Source organism: Kribbella sp. NPDC050124 (assembly GCF_044460355.1).
Lineage (GTDB): Bacteria > Actinomycetota > Actinomycetes > Propionibacteriales > Kribbellaceae > Kribbella.
Genome location: NZ_JBITJU010000025.1, coordinates 145,291 through 163,584 on the forward strand (window position 1 = coordinate 145,291; position 18,294 = coordinate 163,584).

Consider the following 18,294-nt stretch of genomic DNA (forward strand, 5'->3'; position numbering starts at 1 on the left):
CAGCGAGCCTACTTGCCGTTGACGGCGACCTCGAGCAGGTCGATCGCCGATCCGTTCGATCCGCCATCGAAGGCCAACCTGACGTACTGTCCCTGCATGTTCAACGGGTACCGGTTGTAGGCGCCGAAGTACGCCTTGCCGGTAGGTCCGCTGATTGTGCTGACGTCGGTCCAGCTCACTCCGTCGACGCTTGTTTGGATCGTGATCGTCTTGGGAGTGTTCAGATACCGCTGATCCAGCGTGTTGTAGGTCAGTTCGAGGTTCGACAACTCGGCCTGGGCCGGGAGCTTGAACTGGATCCAGGTCGGAGTCCCGGCCGGCGCGGACCACTTCGAGCTGTCGAAGTGCGATGCGTCGATGGTCTGTCCGTCGGTCAGTTTCGCGAGCGCGTCTTGGTTGTCGCCTGCGGTGACCTCCGCGGACTTCGCAAGGTTGCGGTAGGGCTGCAGGTCGAGGAACACCCGGTTGGTCGTGACGGTCTTGCCGTTCAGGGTGACGTCGGCCCAGACGACTCCTCGGGTGAGCCGGTCGACCTGCGGAGTCAGGATCCCGTTCTTCTCGAACGTGAACGTGTCGACTTCCGTGATGGCCACGGGCGTGTTGTTGGTGCCGCCGGCCAGGTCGACGATCCCGCCGTGCCAGGTGATCCGGGCCGCGTCCAGCCCGATCGCGCCACCCTTGGCCGAGTTGCCTTGGATCTCGTACCGGAGCCCGTCGTTCAGGCCGACCTCGCCGTACGTCTCCTTCCCGTCGACCAGCAAGGAGGCGCCGAGCATGTCCTCGCCGACGAAGACGACACCGTCCGTGACGCTGACCTTCAACGTGTCCGACTTGGTGACCCCCTCGTGCGTCCCCGTGACCGTGATCGTCGTCGTGCCGTCCGAGACGGGAGTCACGATTCCGGAAGTCACGACCTTCGCGATGCCGGGATCCGCGCTGCTGTAGCGGACCGCCGACAGGCTCGCCTTCAGGGCCGGGTACGTCATGTACCCCTCGGCCTCGACCCGTAGAGCTCGTGGCGCCAGTTGCTTGCCGGTCGCAACGACATTCGTCAGTTCGTACTTCCGCGCCGGGTTGTCGGTCACGATCTTGACGATGGTGTCGATCTGGTCTTCCTCGACGTTGGCGAGATTGACGGTCAGGCTGTCGCCCGTCTGGCTGAACGAGGTGACCGGAAGGTTCTGGTTCAGCCAGGTCACCGAGGTGACCCGATCCTTGACCGGGCTGACGGTGAGCGACCGTCCGGCGATGGCGTCGAAGCCCTTCTTGCCGTCGGGGCCCTTGACGACATGCAGGTAGATGTTGTTGTCGCGGGCGGTTGCGTAGCCCCATTGCGGCCCGGTCGTGCCGTTCGGGAAGGCGAACTTCTCGTAGTTCCCGCGACCGTTGTCCTCGTAGCCGTGGCCGGCCAGGAAGTACGGCGTCGTACCGGTGGTGGCTTCATGCCGCTCGGGAAGGCCGGCGGGCGCGAACCAGTCGGCCAGGTTCTCCCGGACGTCGATGAACTCCTGCACGCCCTTCGGGTACCTGGTGGAGATCTCGGTGGGGGAGTGCCAGTTGGGTCCGCGGCTGTCGATGACCGATTGGTCGTTGTTGTCGACGTAGCCGCGCCCGGCGTTCATGATCATCTCTTTGGTGACCTGCCGGAAGTCGTCGCGCTGGCCGTAGTACGGCGAGACCTGATTCTTGGTGCGAATCATCTTCCACGGTTCCATCGGCGTGCGCTTGACCAGGTGGTTCGCGCCGGCGTTGGAGTAGATGCCGGACGCCTCGCCGGTCCTGAGGTCCGGGTCGCCGAACTCTTCTCCCCAGGCGTTCGAGTCGATGACGATGTCGTTGCTGTGGTCGCGGACGGCGCTGTACATCACGTCGTAGTTCGCGTTCGGCATCGCCTGCGGACCGTCGAAGTACAGGTACGCCGGGTCGTAGCGCCCGATCAGATCCTCTACGTTCTGCACGAACACGTCGGTGGAGTAGTGCTGCAGGCCGCCGCCCTCGGTCGCGTAGTAGAGCCCGAACTCCATGCCCTGGCGCTTCACGGCCTGTTCGTACCGCTTCAGGCCGTCGACCACCTGGCCGCTGCTGTCCTTGGGGAGGTAGAGCTGCCTGACGTGCTTCGGGTCGGCGAACTTGGACGGCCAGAAGTAGTTCTGCTGCAGGGCCTCGATCGAAACGAGTGAGTGTCCCTGGCGCTTTGCTCTCGCCGCCCAGAGATCGACCGAGTAGTTCGGATCGACGAAGTAGTCGTACGTCGGCGTGGCATGGGTCAGGGCGCCGACCCTGCCTTCCTCGAACCACTTGTTCGGCCGTTCCTTCACCGTTGTCGTGAAGGTCTTCGTCGCGCTGCTTCCGGCGCTGTCGGTGAGCTGCACGGTGAAGTTGTAGTCGCCGGTCGCGGCGGCACCGCTGATGATGCCCTTGGTGCTGTTCAGGTCGGGTTTCCCACCGACCAGGCCGTCCGCGATCGTGCCGTCGGGGTTCAGTTCCAGGCCGTCCGGAAGCCGGCCGTCGACGATCTTCCAGGTGTAGCCCGGCGTACCTCCGCCGGCCATGAACTGGAACGCCGACGCGGCCACGCCGTGGTTCGCCGTTCTGGTCGACTTGTTCCAGACGTAGGGCCATTCCTTGTACCCGGTGGGCATGGTGTTGCGGGGCAGCGGAGCGCTGACCGGATCGTCGGTCGACAGCCCCTGGGAGACGATCTTCAGCGACTCGGACGGTCCGGCCACCGAGTTCACCAATCCGCTCACGGCGTTGCCGCTCTGATCCGCGACCCTGCCGTAGAACCCCAGGTAGGCGACGTTCTGATCCTTCGCGATCGGCACGCCGTTCGCGTTCACGTCCTCGGTGTAGGTGTGCTTGATCTGGATCATCAGCTTGTTCCAGCCCTGCCGCAGGTGCACGGCCTGTTTGGTCAGGTCCTTCTGTACCTCGACCGGTGTGCTCGGCGACGTCATGCAGCGGTCGTTCACGTAGATCCGGTACGACCCACTGGCGCCGGTGTTGAAGAACGCGTCCTTCGGCTCCGGGCTGTAGACATAGGTGCTGGCGTAGACGTACTTGTTCCGCGTGTCGACGCCCTTCTTGACCGTGTAGTACCCGTACAGGTCCTGATAGTCGTCGTAGTTACGGTTGTAGAGCCGGTCGTCGAAGTACTCCCAGTCCTGGTGCTCGCTCCCGGCGCCGAGGGACTCGCCCAGTCGGGGCGTGATCTGGGTCTTCCCGTCGACCGGCACCGGCCGGTTGTACACCTCGACCTCGGAGATCCCGGTGATCGACGGGTACGGCGTGCGCCCCTTGTCGATCTCGATCTTCATCGCGACCACGTTCTTCAGCCCGGGATCCGCGGAGTACACCGTCGGCGAGGACGGACTTGACGAGGTGCTGTTCACCTGGCCGGACGCGACGGAGCTGCCGTCCGCGAGGGTGAAGGTGACGTGGTACCAGTTGTTCACGTGCCGCGAGTCGCCCCACTGCGCGATGCGCACCTCGTTCAACGAGATCGGGGTGCTCCAGCTGAAGTTCACCCACGGACTCGCATCGTTCTGCGTCACCCACTGCTTGCCGGTGCTCCCGTCGACCAGATAGGACAAGGGATTCCCGGCCAGCGTCGAGGACGACGCCGTGATCGAGGATGCCTGCGGGGCATGGTTCACCGGCTCCGGGACCTCGCACTCGTACAGCTTGTCGGCCACCGGTGCGTCGAACGGGCCCGAGACCAGCCACGAGTTGATGAACGGGGCACTGCCGGCGACCTGCTGGGCGTGCGCCGTCTTCGGTGGTGCGAGGAGGAACGACGCGGCGAGGATCGCCGCAAGGGCTGCTAACGATGCGGTTCTTTTGCGTCTCACTATCAGTCTCCTTGTACCGGCCGAGAGTCGAGCCGAGTAGATGCATCTGATGCTTCTGGTGATGAATTAAGGCCTGAAGAGACACTGACTCCTCGGGCTCACCGTCCTCCGCGGCGCCAGAACACCCTGGCCAGGCGCGCTCGAGGGTGCGTCGAGTATGTCCAGGCCCCTCTATTGCGTCAACCCTTTGGATCTGCTCTACTTGCCGAACTTTGATTCGATAGATCAGAAGTATTTGCCGTGCGCTGCGCCCTGCTCTTCCCGACCTGAAGGACGACATGCGAATCACAGACGTGACCCTGGAACTCGTCGACCTGCCGGCGCAGCCGCCGTTCCGGTGGCGTGCCGGGCTCCCGGGTTCGGAGGGGCCGGTGGTAGGTGGCATCCTGCGGATCCACACCGACGAGGGACTGACGGGGGAGGCGCGAACGCGTCGCGGACGGATCGTGGCCGACCTCGTCGAGCGCCGGATCCGGGCCGACCTGATCGGCGCGGACCCGCTCTGGCGGGAGCTCCTGTGGCATCGCCTGTGGGAGCTGGACCGGATCGAGGAGCTGCCGATCTACGCGCTCGGACTGGTCGACGTCGCGTTGTGGGACCTGGCCGGGAAGGCCGCCGGTCTGCCGGTTCACCAACTGCTGGGGACCTTCCGGGACGCCATCCCCGCGTACGCGTCCACCGTGACGTTCGCGTCGGTGGAGGAGTATCTCGACGTCGCCGACCAGTGCCTCGAGGCCGGGTACAAGGCGATCAAGCTGCATGCCTGGGGTGATGCGCGCGCCGACGCCGAACTGTGCCAGAAACTGCGCGCCCACGTCGGCGACGACGTTCCGCTGATGTACGACGGCTCGGCAGGCTTCGACCTCACCGACGCCGTGTACGTCGGGAGGGCCCTGTCGGAGGTCGGCTACACCTGGTACGAGGAGCCGATGCGGGAGTTCGGCGTCACGGCGTACCGCCGGCTCGCCGAGCGTGTCGACGTACCGCTGCTGGTCGCCGAGACCTCCGACGGCGCGCACATGAACGTCGCGGACTTCATCACCGCCGGTACGGCGGGTTACGTCCGGACCAGTGCGCAGTACAAGGGCGGCATCACCGGGGCGATGCGGATCGCGCACCTCGCGGACAGCTTCCAGTTGCGCGCGGAGGTGCACGGCTCCGACATCGTCAACGCCCATCTGTGCATGGCCATCCCCAACACCTCGTACTACGAGTCCCTCGTCTACGCCAACCCGATCGTCCGCGAACAGGCTGTCGGCCCGGACGGCCTCGTGCGCGCTCCGACCGCACCCGGCATCGGTTACGAGTGATCGCGCAGTTCGCTCCGCCAGCACTCATCTCACCAACTCGAAGGAGGTAGCGTGAAGAGATTACGAAGGATCCGGTACGGCGTTCTCGCGGCCGTGACCGCGCTGGGTCTCGCGGCGGGCAGCATTGTGCAGGCCCAGCCGCAAGCGCAGGCGGCTCAGACCGGAGGAACCGCGCCGTACCTGAACCAGTGGGTGGTGTCGGGTCCGTACGTCGACGCGGATGCGATCGGCAAGGACACGGCCACCTGGCAGTACTTCGACGACCGGATCTTCAACCGGAACTACGACGACTACAACGACTTGATGGGCTACTTCGACGTCAAGCAGGGCCAGTCAACGGTCGACAAGTGGGTGGCGGCTGCGAGCTACGTCTACAGCCCCACCGCGCAGAGTGTGCAGTGGCAGGTCGGCGGCTCGGGCCTGTACCGGCTGTTCGCCAACGACGCCCCGGTCGGGCAGCAGACCCAGGTCGCGAGCCGGGTCAGCAAGTCCGGCGCGAAGTACCCGGTGCAGCTGAACCAGGGCTGGAACAAGCTGCTCCTCCAGATCCAGCACAAGAACCCGGGCAAGAACAAGAACTTCCTCGGCTTCTACACGAGGATCGGCGACAGCGCCGGCAACGCCGTACCCGGACTGACCTACTCGGTCACCGGGCCGAACGTGGCGGACAACCAGCTCGGTATCGTCACCAAGGGCCTGAGTATTGATCGGCAGGCCTTCGCCGCGCGCAACGCCGACGTTCCGGCCAACGACTACCCGTCCAACACCCTGCCGTACGCGTACGCCGAGAACCCGTACGTCGGCATGGTCGCAACGATCGACGGCAACCGGAACACGTCGAGCATCGCCCCGCAGGCGGCCCCGTTCACGTTCCAGGCGGCCGGCGGAAGCCCCGGCTATTCCTGGACGATCGCCGCCGGCGAACTGCCGCCCGGCTTGACGCTGGCGTCCGACGGTCACATTGACGGCAAGGTCGCGGACGGCGCCCACGGGGCATCGCAGAAGGACTACACCTTCACGGTGAAGGCGACGGACGCGGCCGGTGCGACGAGTACGAAGCCGTACACGATCACGGTGAAGAAGAACCCTGTCGACTGGTTCATCGACGGCAAGATGTCGGCGCTGTCGCACACCACGGGCACGATGCCGAACCTGTACGACCCGAACTACAACTACGACGAGTGGGCCCAGACGGCGAAAGAGATGGGTATGACCATGCTCTCGACCGAGAGCCTGCAGAACACCATCTACTACTGGCCGTCGCCGAACGCGAACCTGACGCCGAACAACTCCAACAAGCTGTACAAGTACAACGCCCTGTACCAGTCCCCGGACGGTAGTTGGCACGTGAAGGACCGGGTGCTTCAGGCGAAGCAGGCCGCAGAGCGCTACGGCTTGAAGTTCGGCGTGTATGTGTCGTCGTTGTACGAAGGATCCCAGATCCTCGAGAGCGACATCCAAGGTCTGGTGGCGCGGTACGACCCGTGGTACGTCTTCGCTGACGGTGGTCCGGAGAGTTACTCCAATCCGGACGTCGCCTGGAGTTCCGCGCGCAACTACAACGACCGGGTGCTGATCGATGCGAACCCGAACGCGCAGACCGGCGACCAGGACATCACTCTGCACGAGCGTCCGTTCTGGAACAGCGAGCCTTACAACGAGGGCGGCTGGCGCACCGGGATCCTGCCTCAGGGCAGAAAGGTCGCCCACGAGGAATGGAACGACCCGTACACGACGGCGCTCGACATCTGGACGCAGTACGCCAAGGGCAACGAACGTGACGACTGGCGCGAGGCGACGAAGGAGCTGATCAACCAGTACGGCCACGGCTACGTCATGAACTACGACTCCTCGATCACGGTGAGCCGCGGTATGGACAACCTGAGCAGCAACCTGGACAACACCAACATCTTCACGATGGTGCCGGTGTCGTCGCAGCAGCTGTCGGACATGCGGTCGTCGATCGTCAGGTGGATGGACAACGGGCGCGGTCCTGATCTGCGCGAGTCGATGTACGGCACCACGCCGTACACGATGGACTACACCCGGAAACCCGGTTGGTACACCGACCCGCAGAAGGCGATCGCGCACGGTCAGGGTCCGGACTGGGGTTACGCGATGTCCCGCGACCAGTACGTGTACCTGCACATGGTCAAGAACCAGATCCAGGGGACGGCGAAGACGGGCTTCGCCGGCCAGTCGGCGATGAGCCACATCGGCCCCTTCGACTACCCGGTCCAGCAGGTGCAGTGGCTGAACAAGGGCAGTTCGCTGCGGTTCACCACGGAAACGTCGAACGGCAAGTACTACGTCTCGATCGACACCTCCGATGTCACGGCCGATCCCATCGACACCATCATCAAGATCCGGACCGCCGACCCGGTCCGGAAGTACAAGATGACGAGCGTCAAGCTCTTCAGCAGCCAGACCGAGCCGAACAGCCTCCAGTTGCGGGCTGAGAGCTACCTGAACAACTACACCAACGTGTTCGCTCCCGCGAAGCTCGAGTACACGAGCAGCAACCCGCAGGTCGCGACCGTGAGCGAGGCGACCGGTGTGGTCAGGCCGACCGGCGACGGTACGGCGACCATCACCGTGACCTCGACGTACGACGACGGTGTCAACCCGCCGCAGGTCATGACGGACACCTACCCGGTCGAGGTCCGGAACCGGGCAATCTCGGCCGCGCTCCCGCTGGTCGGCGTGAACCTGTTGACGAACGGGGCGCGGTTCTGGGGACAGTTCGGCACCGACAAGGACGTCCCGGTGGCGTTCAAGGGCTATACCCAGAAGGGCGGCGACGTCGATGTCCTCGACGCGACCGACGTCAAGTTCCACTATGCGACGGTGGACGGCCGGCGGGACAACGCCGCGGGCAAGATCACGGTCACCGAGATCCCGGCCGACCAGTCGCCGTTCGTTGTTACTGGCAACAAGATGCGGTTCGCCGGCAAGGTGTCCACTCCGGTGACGTACAGCTACTGGGCCGACGTCACGGTGGATGGGAAGACCTACACCTCGACGCGGAACTACATCACGTTGCTTCCGGACGCCGATGTTGCCGCGGGTCTCACGCCGAAGGTGACCACGGACAACGCCCATGCCAAGCTGTTGTCCGACGGCGTGATCAACGACGCGACCGGCGGCAACCTGGCGAAGTGGACGGCCCCGGCCGGCGACGAGAACGCGGCCATCACCTACGACCTGGGCAAGATGCAGGACCTCTCGCGGGTCAACGTCTTCTTCAACCACCACATGCCGAACGCCGACAACGTCACGTACTACAACGTGCCGAAGAAGGTGAGGATCGAGTACAGCGAGGACGGCGAGCACTGGTCGGCCGGCAACGAGACGAACACGGTGTCCGGCGCCGGGCTACCGACCGCGAGAAACACGCTTGCCGTGCCGGGCAGTGACACGACGCTGTACGGCTGGGAGCAGGACGGCCTGTACTACAACTATCCGGTCGATCCGGCCAGGCCCAGCGTCCATGCCCGCTATGTCAGGGTCTCGTTCCCCGGCGGCGGACAAGGTGGCAGTCCGGTCGACGTGCTGGACGTCCGGGTCTACTCACTGCGGGACCTCACCGCCCTCGGCAGCCTCGAACTGCAACCGAAGGCCGCCACCGACGGCCGTACGGCGACGATCGAGGTGACGGGCTCGTCGTTCCTGGGTGCGCCCCTCGACCTGAAAGACGCCAGACTGACGATCACCAGCGACAACCCGTCAGTGGTGGCGATGGGCGACGCTCGGGTGCTGTCGTCCGGTACGGCGGGGAGGGCACGGGTCACCGTGTCGGCGGAGCTGGCCGGATACCGGGCCGAGGACTACCTCTATGTCGACGTGGACGCGACCGGCCGGATGTCGTTCCCGACCTTCCTCAAGCAGGTGAAGCTTGCACTGAGCAACAGCTCGGTCAAGTTGAACGAACCGGTCGTCGGCACGATCGAGGGCACGCTGAACACCGGCGACAAGGCGAACTTGTCGAAGGCGACGACCGAGTACGTCCTCAGCGACAGCAGACTGCAGGCGGTGCCGGGCAGCAACACGATCGTGCTGAAGGAACCGATCACCAGTGCGTTCCAGGCCACAGCGAAGGCCGTCGTGACGCTGGACGGCGTACCGGTCGAGTCGAACCCGGTCGCGATCACGGCGCTGTCCGACAACATTGCGAGTTCGGCAAGTGTCACGGTCTCCTCCGTCCGCGACCGCAACGGCGTACCCGACGGCAACAGCCAGGACGACCGTTATCTGGGTCCGAAGGCGACGGACGGGAACAAGGCAACCTCCTGGGCGGCCAAGCAGATCGACCGCAGCCCGTGGATCAAGCTGCAGTTCCCGGCTCCCGTCGAGATCGACCACGTCAACCTCGTCGACCGCGGCCACGACGTCAACCAGATCGTCGAAGGTGTCCTGGAGTGGGAAGGCGGCAGCAAACGGGTGACCGGTATCCAGTGGAACGGCCAGCCGGACAACGTCGTGAGATTCGACGCTCCGGTGAAGACCAGTTGGGTGAAGTTCACCATCGATCCCGACATCGCCTACAACAACCCGAGCGGGGCGGAGTGCGGGTTGGCCGAGTTCGGTGTGTACACGGTCCCGAAGGCGAAGGCGATCGTGGACTTCAGGCCGGTCTCGGTCGACACCAAGATCGGCGAACTCCCGCCGCTGCCGGCGCAGGCCGACGCGGTCTACAGCGACGGCACCACCGCCCCGCTGGGGGTGACCTGGGACCCGGTCACCCTGGACAAGGTCGCCAAGCCGGGCTGGTTCGTCGTCACCGGCGCGGTCACGGGAACGCCGGTCAGGCCGGCCGCCCTCGTCAACGTCCTGGACCGCTGACGCTCACGATGTAACACCGGCGTCGAGCGCGTGTACTGCCGGCACCGCCGGCAGTACACGCGGGCCTCGGCTCGCAGGGCGTCACGCGATGGCAGGAGCCAGGGATACGACGGTGCCGGTGCGGCGGGCCTCCTCGGCGGCGAACACCACACGGTGGCTGGCCATGCTCTCGGCGATACTCGTGGTGAGCTGCTCGGGGGAGTCGTCCCGCAGCGCGGCGACGAACGTCTCGACCAGGCGCCGGTCGCCGCCGCCGTGACCCGCCGCGGCGTCGAAGCCGAGTTCGTCGGTGTCGTACACCGTCGTCTGGAGCGTGCGGAAGTCGTAAACGCTGATCATCCGCCCGTCGCCGGTGATCTGCCCGGCGGTGCCGAACAGGCGGGTCTTGCGGTTGCTGCCCTCGGTGAAGGCCGAGAGGGTGAAGCTCGCGAGGCGTCCGTCGCTGAACTCGAGCTGCACAGTCTGGTGGTCGACCACGTCGTTGTCGCAGAGGTACGCACACCGCCCCCAAGGGCCGGTCTCCAGGGCACGGTCGATCGCCTCCGGCGTCACCGCGCCCGCCATGACCAGGGCGTTGTACTCCTCGGCGGAACCGGGGTTGTTCAGACCGCGGCGATAGAACCGCGCCGCGGAGAATGCGCAGGAGGACTCCACCGCGCAGGTCACGCAGCGATCGGACGCGCCGGACGGCTGCGATTCGGGGCGGAAGTACCCGAGTGAGCCGAAGGACGTCACCCGCTGCACCGGGCGTCCCATGATGTGCAGCAGCCAGTCGATGTCGTGGCACGACTTTGCGAGCAGCAGGCTGTGGCTGGTGACGGAACGGCCCCAGTTCCCGCGCACGAAGGAGTGCGCGAAGTGCAGGTGACCGATCGGCTCGAGATGCTCGATCTGCATGACCTCGCCGATGGCGCCGGCATCGAGGAGCTGGCGCAACGTCTTCGTGTACGCCGTGTATCTCAGCACATGGCACACCGTGATGCTGACGCCGTTGGCCTTCGCGGCGTTCTCGATGTCGTCGCAGTCCTCCGGGCTGGTCGCGATCGGCTTCTCCAGGAGGATGTCGTAGCCCGCTTCGGCGAAGGCCACGCTCGCGTCGCGGTGATGCTCATCGGGCAGCGCCACGATGACCGCATCGGCGAGGCGCGGCAGTGCGGCGAGGTCGCGCCAGTCGTCGAAAACCTGTGCGTCGGGGAAGAGGCCGGCGAAGCGGGCGAGCGTCGTCGGATTCCTCTCGGCGACGGCGACGACCTCGACACCCGGAAGCTCGGCGACCTCCGCCGCGTACGCGTGCCCGCGCATTCCGGCGCCGGCGACGGCCAGGCGGATGTCCCGCGTGCTGCTGATGACGGCGTCATCCCTTTGCTGCGCCACTGAGCAGTCCCTTCACGAAGTACTTCTGCAAGAAGATGAACAGGATGACGATCGGGATCGTGGCGAGCACCATGTAGGCGAACACCGCTCCGTAGTTCGACACGTGTTCGCTGATCTGGCGGTACATGCCGACCGTGACCGTGCTTCCGTTGGCCGGTCCGAGGATGATCAGCGGAGTGATGAAGTCGTTCCACAGCCCGACCGCCAGAAAGATGACGACGCTCGCTCCCGCCGGCCGCAGCAGGGGGAACACGATCGCCCAGAACGTGCGGATGGGGCCCGCGCCGTCGATTGCGGCGGCCTCCTCGATCCCCTTCGGGATGGTCCGCATGAATCCCGTGAAGACCAGCACTCCGAAGGGCAGGTTCCCCGCGACGTACACGATGATCAGGCCGAACACCGAGCCGATCAGTCCGAAGTCCCGCATCATGCGCAGCAGCGGCAGCAGGGTCGTCGCCTGGGGGATCATCAGCCCGAGCGGGATGGTGATCCACAGCAGCTTCGCGAACCAGCCCGGCGAACGCACCATGTAGTGCGCCATCATCGCGGCGATGACGGTGGAGACCAGGGTGCCGATGACGGTGATCTGGACGCTGTTGATCAGGCCCGTCCAGAACAGCGCGTCGGGACGCGTGAACACGTCGACGAAGTTCTGCACCGTGAGCGGCAGCACCGGAAGCCCGGGGTACTTGTAGATGTCCTCCTGCGTCTTGAACGCGTTCAGCAGGACGAGGTAGATCGGGTAGATGAAGATCGCGGTCACGACCAGCGCGATCCCCGTGTGGACCGGTCCGGCGCCGCTCGCCTCCACACCGCGCCGACGACGCCTGCGGCGACGAGCGCGGGCCGTGCCATCTTCGACGGTGCTTTCGATGACATCCGTCGACTCTGCGGTGATCACAGGTCCACCTCCCGCTTGCGCATCAGCCGGATCGAGAACAGCGAGATCACGGCGATGATGAGGAACATCACGGCGGCCTTGGCCGCGGCATATCCCACGGCGCCGGTGTCGAGGCCGGTGTGCACGACGTCGAACGCGAGGGTCGATGTCGTGCCGACGCCAGGACCCCCGTTGGTCATCACCTTCACCTGGTCGTAGATCTTGAAGCCGCCGATCATCGACAGCACCGTCATGATGGTGACCGAAGGCGCCAGGAGCGGCCACGTCACGGCCCGGAACTGGCGCACCGGCCCGGCGCCGTCGATGGACGCCGCTTCCAGGAGCTCTTTGGGAACGCTCTGCAGACCCGCGAGGTACAGCACCACGCACACACCGACGGACTGCCACGCGACGATGGCGCCGACGCTGTAGAGAGCGAGGGAGGGATCGGACAACCAGCCGGGCGGGTTGGGCAGGAAGGGGTGCAGTGCGGAGTTGATCAGGCCGTCGTCCTTCAGCAGCAGCTGCCAGATCACCGCCACGACGACGGAGGAGAGGATGACCGGCACGAAGAACACCGCTCGCATCGCGTTGAAGGCCCATCCGCTGCGGTCGAGGAGAATCGCGATCCCGAGTCCGAGCGCGTTCGGCACGATGATGCAGATGACGGTGAGGATCACGGTGTTGCCCAAAGTCTGCAGGTACGCCGGATCGGAGAACAGCCGGGTGTAGTTCTCGAACCACACGAACGAGGTGGTGACCCGGTAGGCGTCTTCGTTCGTCAGGCTCGACCCGAACGCGACCAGCAGCGGCCAGAGCACGAACACCGCGTAGAGCGCGGCGCCGGGCAGTGCGAACAAGAGGAAGTGGAGAGGATTGCGCAGGATCTTCCTGCGCTTCGTGTGCGTGTTCATAGGGTCTTCGCTTCTCGAGTATCTCGTTCGGGAACGGGACGGCTCCGGCCGGAGTCCGTCCCGTTCCCGAGGCGGGATGCGCCTACTTCTGCGCGGCGGCGTACTGCTCGTCGAGGTCCTTCGCGAACTTCTCGGGCGTTGTCCTGCCCGTCAGGAGGTCGACGTTGGCCGCGATCAGCTTGTCGTTGAAGCCCGGCGGGAGCGCGCCGTCGCCCGTGATGTTGCCCCAGGCCGGGACGGTCGCGTTCTCGGAGACGGCAGCGTCGTAGCCGGCCGCCATCTCCTTGTAGAGCGCACCCACGCCGTCGGGGATCGTGTAGTCCTTCACCGTCACGATCGCGCTGTCGGTGACAACAGAGGAGTCCAGGTTCGCCTTGTCGGTCGCGAACGCCAGTGCCCACTTCTTGGCGAGATCGACGTTCTTCGAACTAGCGTTGACGTTCATGCCCGCGCCGGTGACGACCGGGAAAGCCGGCTTGCCGTCGTCGCCGGGCCAGCCGAACACGCCGATGTTGGTCAGCTTCTTGCCGTCAGCCGCGGCGGTGAACCACGATCCCATCGGATACATCGCCGCCTTACCGGCGAGGAACGCCTGCTCGAGGTCGGCGTAGGTGCGGGTCATGCCGTCCGGATCGGCGAAACCGTCCTTCATGAGCTTCGCGACCTTCCCCGCTGCGCCGACGAACTCCGGATCGGTGAACTTCACCTCGCCCTTCTCGCGCTTGAGGAACCAGGCCGGATCGGCGACGAGCACGTCGGCCGAGACGGTGGCGTTCAGCGCGAACGACGTCGCCCAGGTGTCCTTGCCACCACCGCCGATCTCGAATGGGGAGATGCCGGCAGCCTTCAGCTTCGCGCAGTCCTCGAGCAACTGGGCGTAGGTCTTCGGCGGGGCGCTGATGCCCGCCTTCTTGAAGAGGTCCTTGTTGTAGTAGACGAGCGGAATCGCCTGCGCGCCGGTGGGGATGCCGTAGAACTTGCCGTCGATGGTGCCGGAGGTGAAGTCGGTGATGCCGGCGGCCTCCAGTTCGTCGCGGCTGTACTCGGCGAGTTCGCCCTTCTGCGCGAGGCCGTTCGCGATGCCGGCGGCAAAGATGTCGGGCGCCTGACCTGACGCGAACAGCTGCTGTGCGTAGGCCGGGGTGTTCTCGCCGACGACCTTCTTGATCTTGACGCCGGGGACCTCCTTCGAGGCCCGGGCGATCGCGGCGTCCCAGTACTGCGGGGTCAGGTTCGGGGATTCCGAGACGAGGAAGGTCAGGGTCACCTCGTCGCTGGATTCGGACGAGGCAGGCGCACCGGCCGTGCAGCCGGTGAGCGCGAGGGCAGCCGCGGCAAGGGTGCCCAGGACCAGGTACCGCGTTCTACGCCGTTGTGTACGCACGGATGTCTCATTTCTTGAGTAGGGGTTGCGGCGGTCCCGCCGGTGCGACACGTCGCGAAGTTATCCAAAAAAGTTTCGTAATGGGTGGTTTCGGGTAGTCTCGCAACGGGTGGGGGTGCTGTCAACCCTTCGCTCTTCCCTATATCCTCGGGGGATCGAGAGTGTCCGGGCGATTCAGAAATGAGATTCTTTATGTCGGTCAAGGGTGTCGGTACCGGGCACGCGGGGGACCCCTCCGCGTTGCGGAAGTTGAACGTCGTCGCCGTGCTGCGGCTGCTCTACGCCGCGCAAGCGACCGGCGTGGTCGGCTCTGGCGAGGTCACGGCGGGCGACCGATACACGGTGACCGAGATCGCGCAAGCAGCAGGCATCTCGCGTCCGACCGCCGAGGATGTGGTGGACGCTCTGGTCGAGCAGGGGTGGCTGGCCGCTGCGCCACCGAGTCCCGGGGCGCCCGGCCGTCGTTCGGCCGGCCGGCCCGCTCGGACGATCTTTTTCGATTCCCAGGCCGGCTGTGTGGTCGGGGTCGATCTCGCACGGCATTGGGTGCGAGCACTCGTCTCGGACCTGGCAGGGCGAGTGATCGGGCGAGCGGACTATCCCGTGGCCGACGGCGCGAGCGCGGCCGAGCGCAGCGCAGCGGCACGCACGGCGATCACGGAAGCGCTGCGCCTGGCCGATCGGGATCCTGGGCAGATCCTCGCCGCAGCCGCTGCGACGGTCGGCATCGCGAGCGCTGACGGTCAGGTGGTGCGCTCCACCATCCCTCAGATGGAAGGGCACAACATCGCCGAGATGCTGGGAGCGTTCCTCCCCGTCCCCGTCCGCGTCGCGAACGACATGCGCGCTGCTGTCCTCGCGGAGTACTGGGTCGGCGCGGCCGTGGGTTGCAGCAGCGCCGTGTATCTCCACGTGGGGCGACGGATCGGATCCTCGTACCTCATCGACGGCGTCTCGCCGCTAGGGCATCACGGGGCTGCGGGGGAGATTCCGCCGGAATCCGGCCGCCGGCTGATCGATGCCTACCGCAAGCTCGTGAGCTTCACCGGAGTCGGCGTCGATACGCTCCCGCGTGACGAAATGCTCGGGATCGATCCGCTGACGGTCTTCGAGGCGGCGCAGCGAGGAGAGGCCGGTGCCCGCCAGGCGGTCATCGACTTCGCCGATGAGTTCGCTGCGGCCATCGAGGGGCTCGTGATCACCGTCGATCCCGAGGTGGTGGTCGTCGGCGGCGGCGTGGTCGTCGCCGGTGACATTGCGGCGGACGCGATCCGCTCGAGACTCGCTCAGGTGTGCATGTTCGAACCGCGCGTCGTCGTCTCACCTCTCGGCGAGAGCGCGGCCGCTGTGGGAGCGGTGCGTCTTGCCCTGAGCGAGGTCGAGGAGATGCTGTTCTCGAATCCCTTCGCCCGTGGGCAGGCCGCCGACGAGGCCGGATGATCGTTGCTGCCGGATGCCGTCGCCGCCGTCAGCGCGTGATCCGATGCACGTCGACCTGCACGGTGGTAGCTCACACGAACGCACCTGTCCATACAATCAACACATCCGTTCCTGACGTCACCCAGCACACAACCGCGGGACCGTACTTGTCGTTGTTGGTGGGCTCTTCGTGCTGATTGAGGTGCGTTTCTGGATTCACAGGGTGCGGGTGTCGTAGAGGACAGGATTGAGTGGCGTCTGCGGGATCTGGCCTGGCTGCGTGCCGGGCATCCAGTGGCTGAGGTCGTTGGTCTGGTAGTCGTTGGTGGGCTCGGTGACGCGGATGTCGGCGTCCATGTAGATCACGGTCAGCACCCGGCGCGGTACGGTGCCGCGGTTCGGGCCGGCGTGGTGGAAGGTCCAGCCGCGGTGGAAGCTGGCGTCACCCAGTGCGAAGGGCTCGACGACGTCCTCGAAGTTCTGCTGTGCCATGGCCTTCTCGAGCTGTTCCTCGGAATCGTCGGAGATCGGGAGGTCCCGTCCGAAGGCGAAGTTGTGGCTGCCGCGGGCGAAGGCGAGCGGGCCCATCTCCAACGGGGTCTCCTGCAGCGGCAGCCAGATCGTCACGCAACGGTCGGAGGACAGCGGCCAGTAGTACTGGTCGGCGTGCCAGGGGGTGATGCCGCCGCTCGGCTCCTTGTACAGGGCCTGGTCGTGGTAAATGCGTTCGGCGTGAACCCCGAGGAGCCGCGCCGCGATGCCCGCGAGGCGACGTGAGAACACCAGTTGTCTGACCTTCTCGTTCCGCCGCCACAGATTCGTGACCTGCAGGAACGCCTTCCCGTAGGTGTCGCGCTCGGCCAGTGGAAGGTGCTGGGTGTTCAGCCGGATCACCTCGGAGGTGATCGTTGGCTCGTACTGCGCGATCGTCGCCGGGCTGAGCACGCCGGAGAGGTGAACGAAACCGTCTCGATTGAAGTCCGCGGTCGCGGTCGCGGACAGGCCGTCATAGGGGACGTCCAGCTCGCCTACCGGGGCGTCTGTCGCAGTCGTCATGTCGTGTTCTCCTGGTGTCGATCGACGGTCGAGTCTGCTGACCATCGCAGCCCGCAGAGGGCACGCACCACGCCGCTGTTGGCCAGTTCTGGTACTCAGTTGCCCCCTGCGATCGTGCCTAGGATTGCCGTGTGAAGCCGCGTTACGAACGGCCTGGAGTGCCCAACGACTCGACCTTCACCTGCTTTGTCAGGCGCGATCAGTCCTTCGACTTCAACTGGCATTTCCACCGGGAGTATGAGCTCACCCTGATCACTGCCGGCACTGGGGTCAGATATGTGGGTACCACGGTGGAGCTGTACCGTCCGGGCGATCTGGTCCTGCTCGGACCTGATCTGCCGCACACGTACGCCTCGGAGCGGTCCGAGAATCTGGCCGAGGCCGCGGTGACCCAATTCCAGTACGACTTCCTCGGCCCGGGATTCTTCGAACTCCCACAGTTCCGTTCCGTGCAGAGCCTCCTGGAACGTTCGGCCCGCGGTCTGTCCTTCAGCGACGTCCCAGAGGAGCTGCGGGCGGATGTGGCGTCTCTTCCGGGCTTCGCGTCGGCGGTCCAGACCGTGCGACTGCTCGACGTGTTGCATCGCCTCGCCACCGACGTCGCGCCCACTCCGGTGACCGGGGCCGGATATACCGCAGCACCAAGCACCGTCGTACGCGATCGTGTCGATGTCGTGTGCCGGTACCTCCAGCAGACTCATACCGGCCCAGTGCATCTCGACGAGATTGCCGGCCTCGCGCACATGTCGCCGACCTCGTTCAGCCGGTTCTTCCGCCAGGCCATCGGCTGCACGCTCACTGACTACGTCAACCAGCTCAGGGTGGAGACGGCCTGCAAGCTGCTCACCACCACCGCTCTGCCAGTGACCGAGGTCGCCGCCCGCAGTGGCTACCGGAACCTCGCCAACTTCAACCGGCGCTTCCGTGAACTGAAATCGATGCGACCAACGGAGTACCGAGCCGCGTACCTGCAGCCCGTGCCTCCGCCGGAGGCATGAGACCGGTGGATGCGTCGCCCGGATCGTTGTCGAACTCGTACATCCGCGGGCGCCCGATGCTCGCCTCGGGTGCGTCCACCACAGAAGTGCTGTTACCTGGCCTTTGGTGCGCCGCCAGGGACTTTGGATCCAGGGACGACGGCGGCCGCAATCAGGACGTTCAGTGTTCAATGAGGTTTTCTCACCGGGCTGGTCTTTGTAGTTGAAGTAGGACGAGTGCGGCTTGTGTGATGGCGCCGATGCGCCAGGGGTCGAGGGTGATGCGG

General features: G+C 65.5%; 10 protein-coding genes and 1 pseudogene. 4 read left to right on the plus strand and 7 right to left on the minus strand.

All coding sequences use genetic code 11. The annotated features are described in order from the left end of the window. Positions 1–8: 8 nt before the first annotated feature. Entirely contained in the window at positions 9–3,851 is a 3,843-nt protein-coding gene (locus tag ACIBL3_RS38645; RefSeq protein WP_396358911.1) for a discoidin domain-containing protein, read from the minus strand. Between the two features lie 278 nt (positions 3,852–4,129). On the opposite strand from ACIBL3_RS38645, the gene ACIBL3_RS38650 reads away from it, so the two are divergent. Together ACIBL3_RS38650 and ACIBL3_RS38655 are read left to right on the plus strand one after the other, a co-directional pair. Beyond that, positions 4,130–5,161, plus strand: coding sequence for an enolase C-terminal domain-like protein (locus tag ACIBL3_RS38650; protein ID WP_396358912.1), 1,032 nt, complete (start codon positions 4,130–4,132; stop codon positions 5,159–5,161). A gap of 51 nt (positions 5,162–5,212) precedes the next feature. Then, positions 5,213–10,003: an Ig-like domain-containing protein gene (locus ACIBL3_RS38655; protein WP_396358913.1), complete on the plus strand. Its 4,791-nt coding sequence runs from the start codon at positions 5,213–5,215 to the stop codon at positions 10,001–10,003. Between the two features lie 81 nt (positions 10,004–10,084). On the opposite strand, the gene ACIBL3_RS38660 is transcribed toward ACIBL3_RS38655, so the two are convergent. The 4 genes from ACIBL3_RS38660 to ACIBL3_RS38675 form a co-directional block, all read right to left on the minus strand. Further along, positions 10,085–11,377, minus strand: coding sequence for a Gfo/Idh/MocA family protein (locus tag ACIBL3_RS38660; protein ID WP_396358914.1), 1,293 nt, complete (start codon positions 11,375–11,377; stop codon positions 10,085–10,087). Next, positions 11,358–12,278, minus strand: coding sequence for a carbohydrate ABC transporter permease (locus tag ACIBL3_RS38665; RefSeq protein ID WP_396358915.1), 921 nt, complete (start codon positions 12,276–12,278; stop codon positions 11,358–11,360). Before ACIBL3_RS38665 ends, ACIBL3_RS38660 begins: the two co-directional genes overlap by 20 nt. Beyond that, positions 12,275–13,171: a carbohydrate ABC transporter permease gene (locus ACIBL3_RS38670; RefSeq protein ID WP_396358916.1), complete on the minus strand. Its 897-nt coding sequence runs from the start codon at positions 13,169–13,171 to the stop codon at positions 12,275–12,277. Before ACIBL3_RS38670 ends, ACIBL3_RS38665 begins: the two co-directional genes overlap by 4 nt. An 82-nt stretch (positions 13,172–13,253) precedes the next feature. After that, positions 13,254–14,555: an ABC transporter substrate-binding protein gene (locus tag ACIBL3_RS38675; protein ID WP_396358917.1), complete on the minus strand. Its 1,302-nt coding sequence runs from the start codon at positions 14,553–14,555 to the stop codon at positions 13,254–13,256. Between the two features lie 192 nt (positions 14,556–14,747). Here ACIBL3_RS38675 and ACIBL3_RS38680 point away from each other — a divergent pair, with 192 nt between their 5' ends. Beyond that, positions 14,748–15,995, plus strand: a complete 1,248-nt coding sequence (locus tag ACIBL3_RS38680) for an ROK family protein (protein WP_396358918.1) — start codon at positions 14,748–14,750, stop codon at positions 15,993–15,995. Positions 15,996–16,190: 195 nt separating this feature from the next. On the opposite strand, the gene ACIBL3_RS38685 is transcribed toward ACIBL3_RS38680, so the two are convergent. After that, positions 16,191–17,030: a phytanoyl-CoA dioxygenase family protein gene (locus ACIBL3_RS38685; RefSeq protein WP_396358919.1), complete on the minus strand. Its 840-nt coding sequence runs from the start codon at positions 17,028–17,030 to the stop codon at positions 16,191–16,193. A 158-nt stretch (positions 17,031–17,188) separates the two neighbouring features. Here ACIBL3_RS38685 and ACIBL3_RS38690 point away from each other — a divergent pair, with 158 nt between their 5' ends. Further along, positions 17,189–18,028, plus strand: a complete 840-nt coding sequence (locus tag ACIBL3_RS38690) for an AraC family transcriptional regulator (protein WP_396358927.1) — start codon at positions 17,189–17,191, stop codon at positions 18,026–18,028. A gap of 181 nt (positions 18,029–18,209) precedes the next feature. Here the strand turns inward: ACIBL3_RS38690 and ACIBL3_RS38695 are convergent. Then, positions 18,210–18,294, minus strand: a pseudogene (locus ACIBL3_RS38695) (IS5/IS1182 family transposase); the annotation flags it as partial.

Bases quoted from the DNA above. Each gene is read 5' to 3' on its own strand.
- ACIBL3_RS38650 (WP_396358912.1), top strand. From the start codon at position 4,130: ATGCGAATCACAGACGTGACCCTGGAACTCGTCGACCTGCCGGCGCAG.
- ACIBL3_RS38680 (WP_396358918.1), top strand. From the start codon at position 14,748: ATGTCGGTCAAGGGTGTCGGTACCGGGCACGCGGGGGACCCCTCCGCG.
- ACIBL3_RS38670 (WP_396358916.1), bottom strand. From the start codon at position 13,171: ATGAACACGCACACGAAGCGCAGGAAGATCCTGCGCAATCCTCTCCAC.
- ACIBL3_RS38685 (WP_396358919.1), bottom strand. From the start codon at position 17,030: ATGACGACTGCGACAGACGCCCCGGTAGGCGAGCTGGACGTCCCCTAT.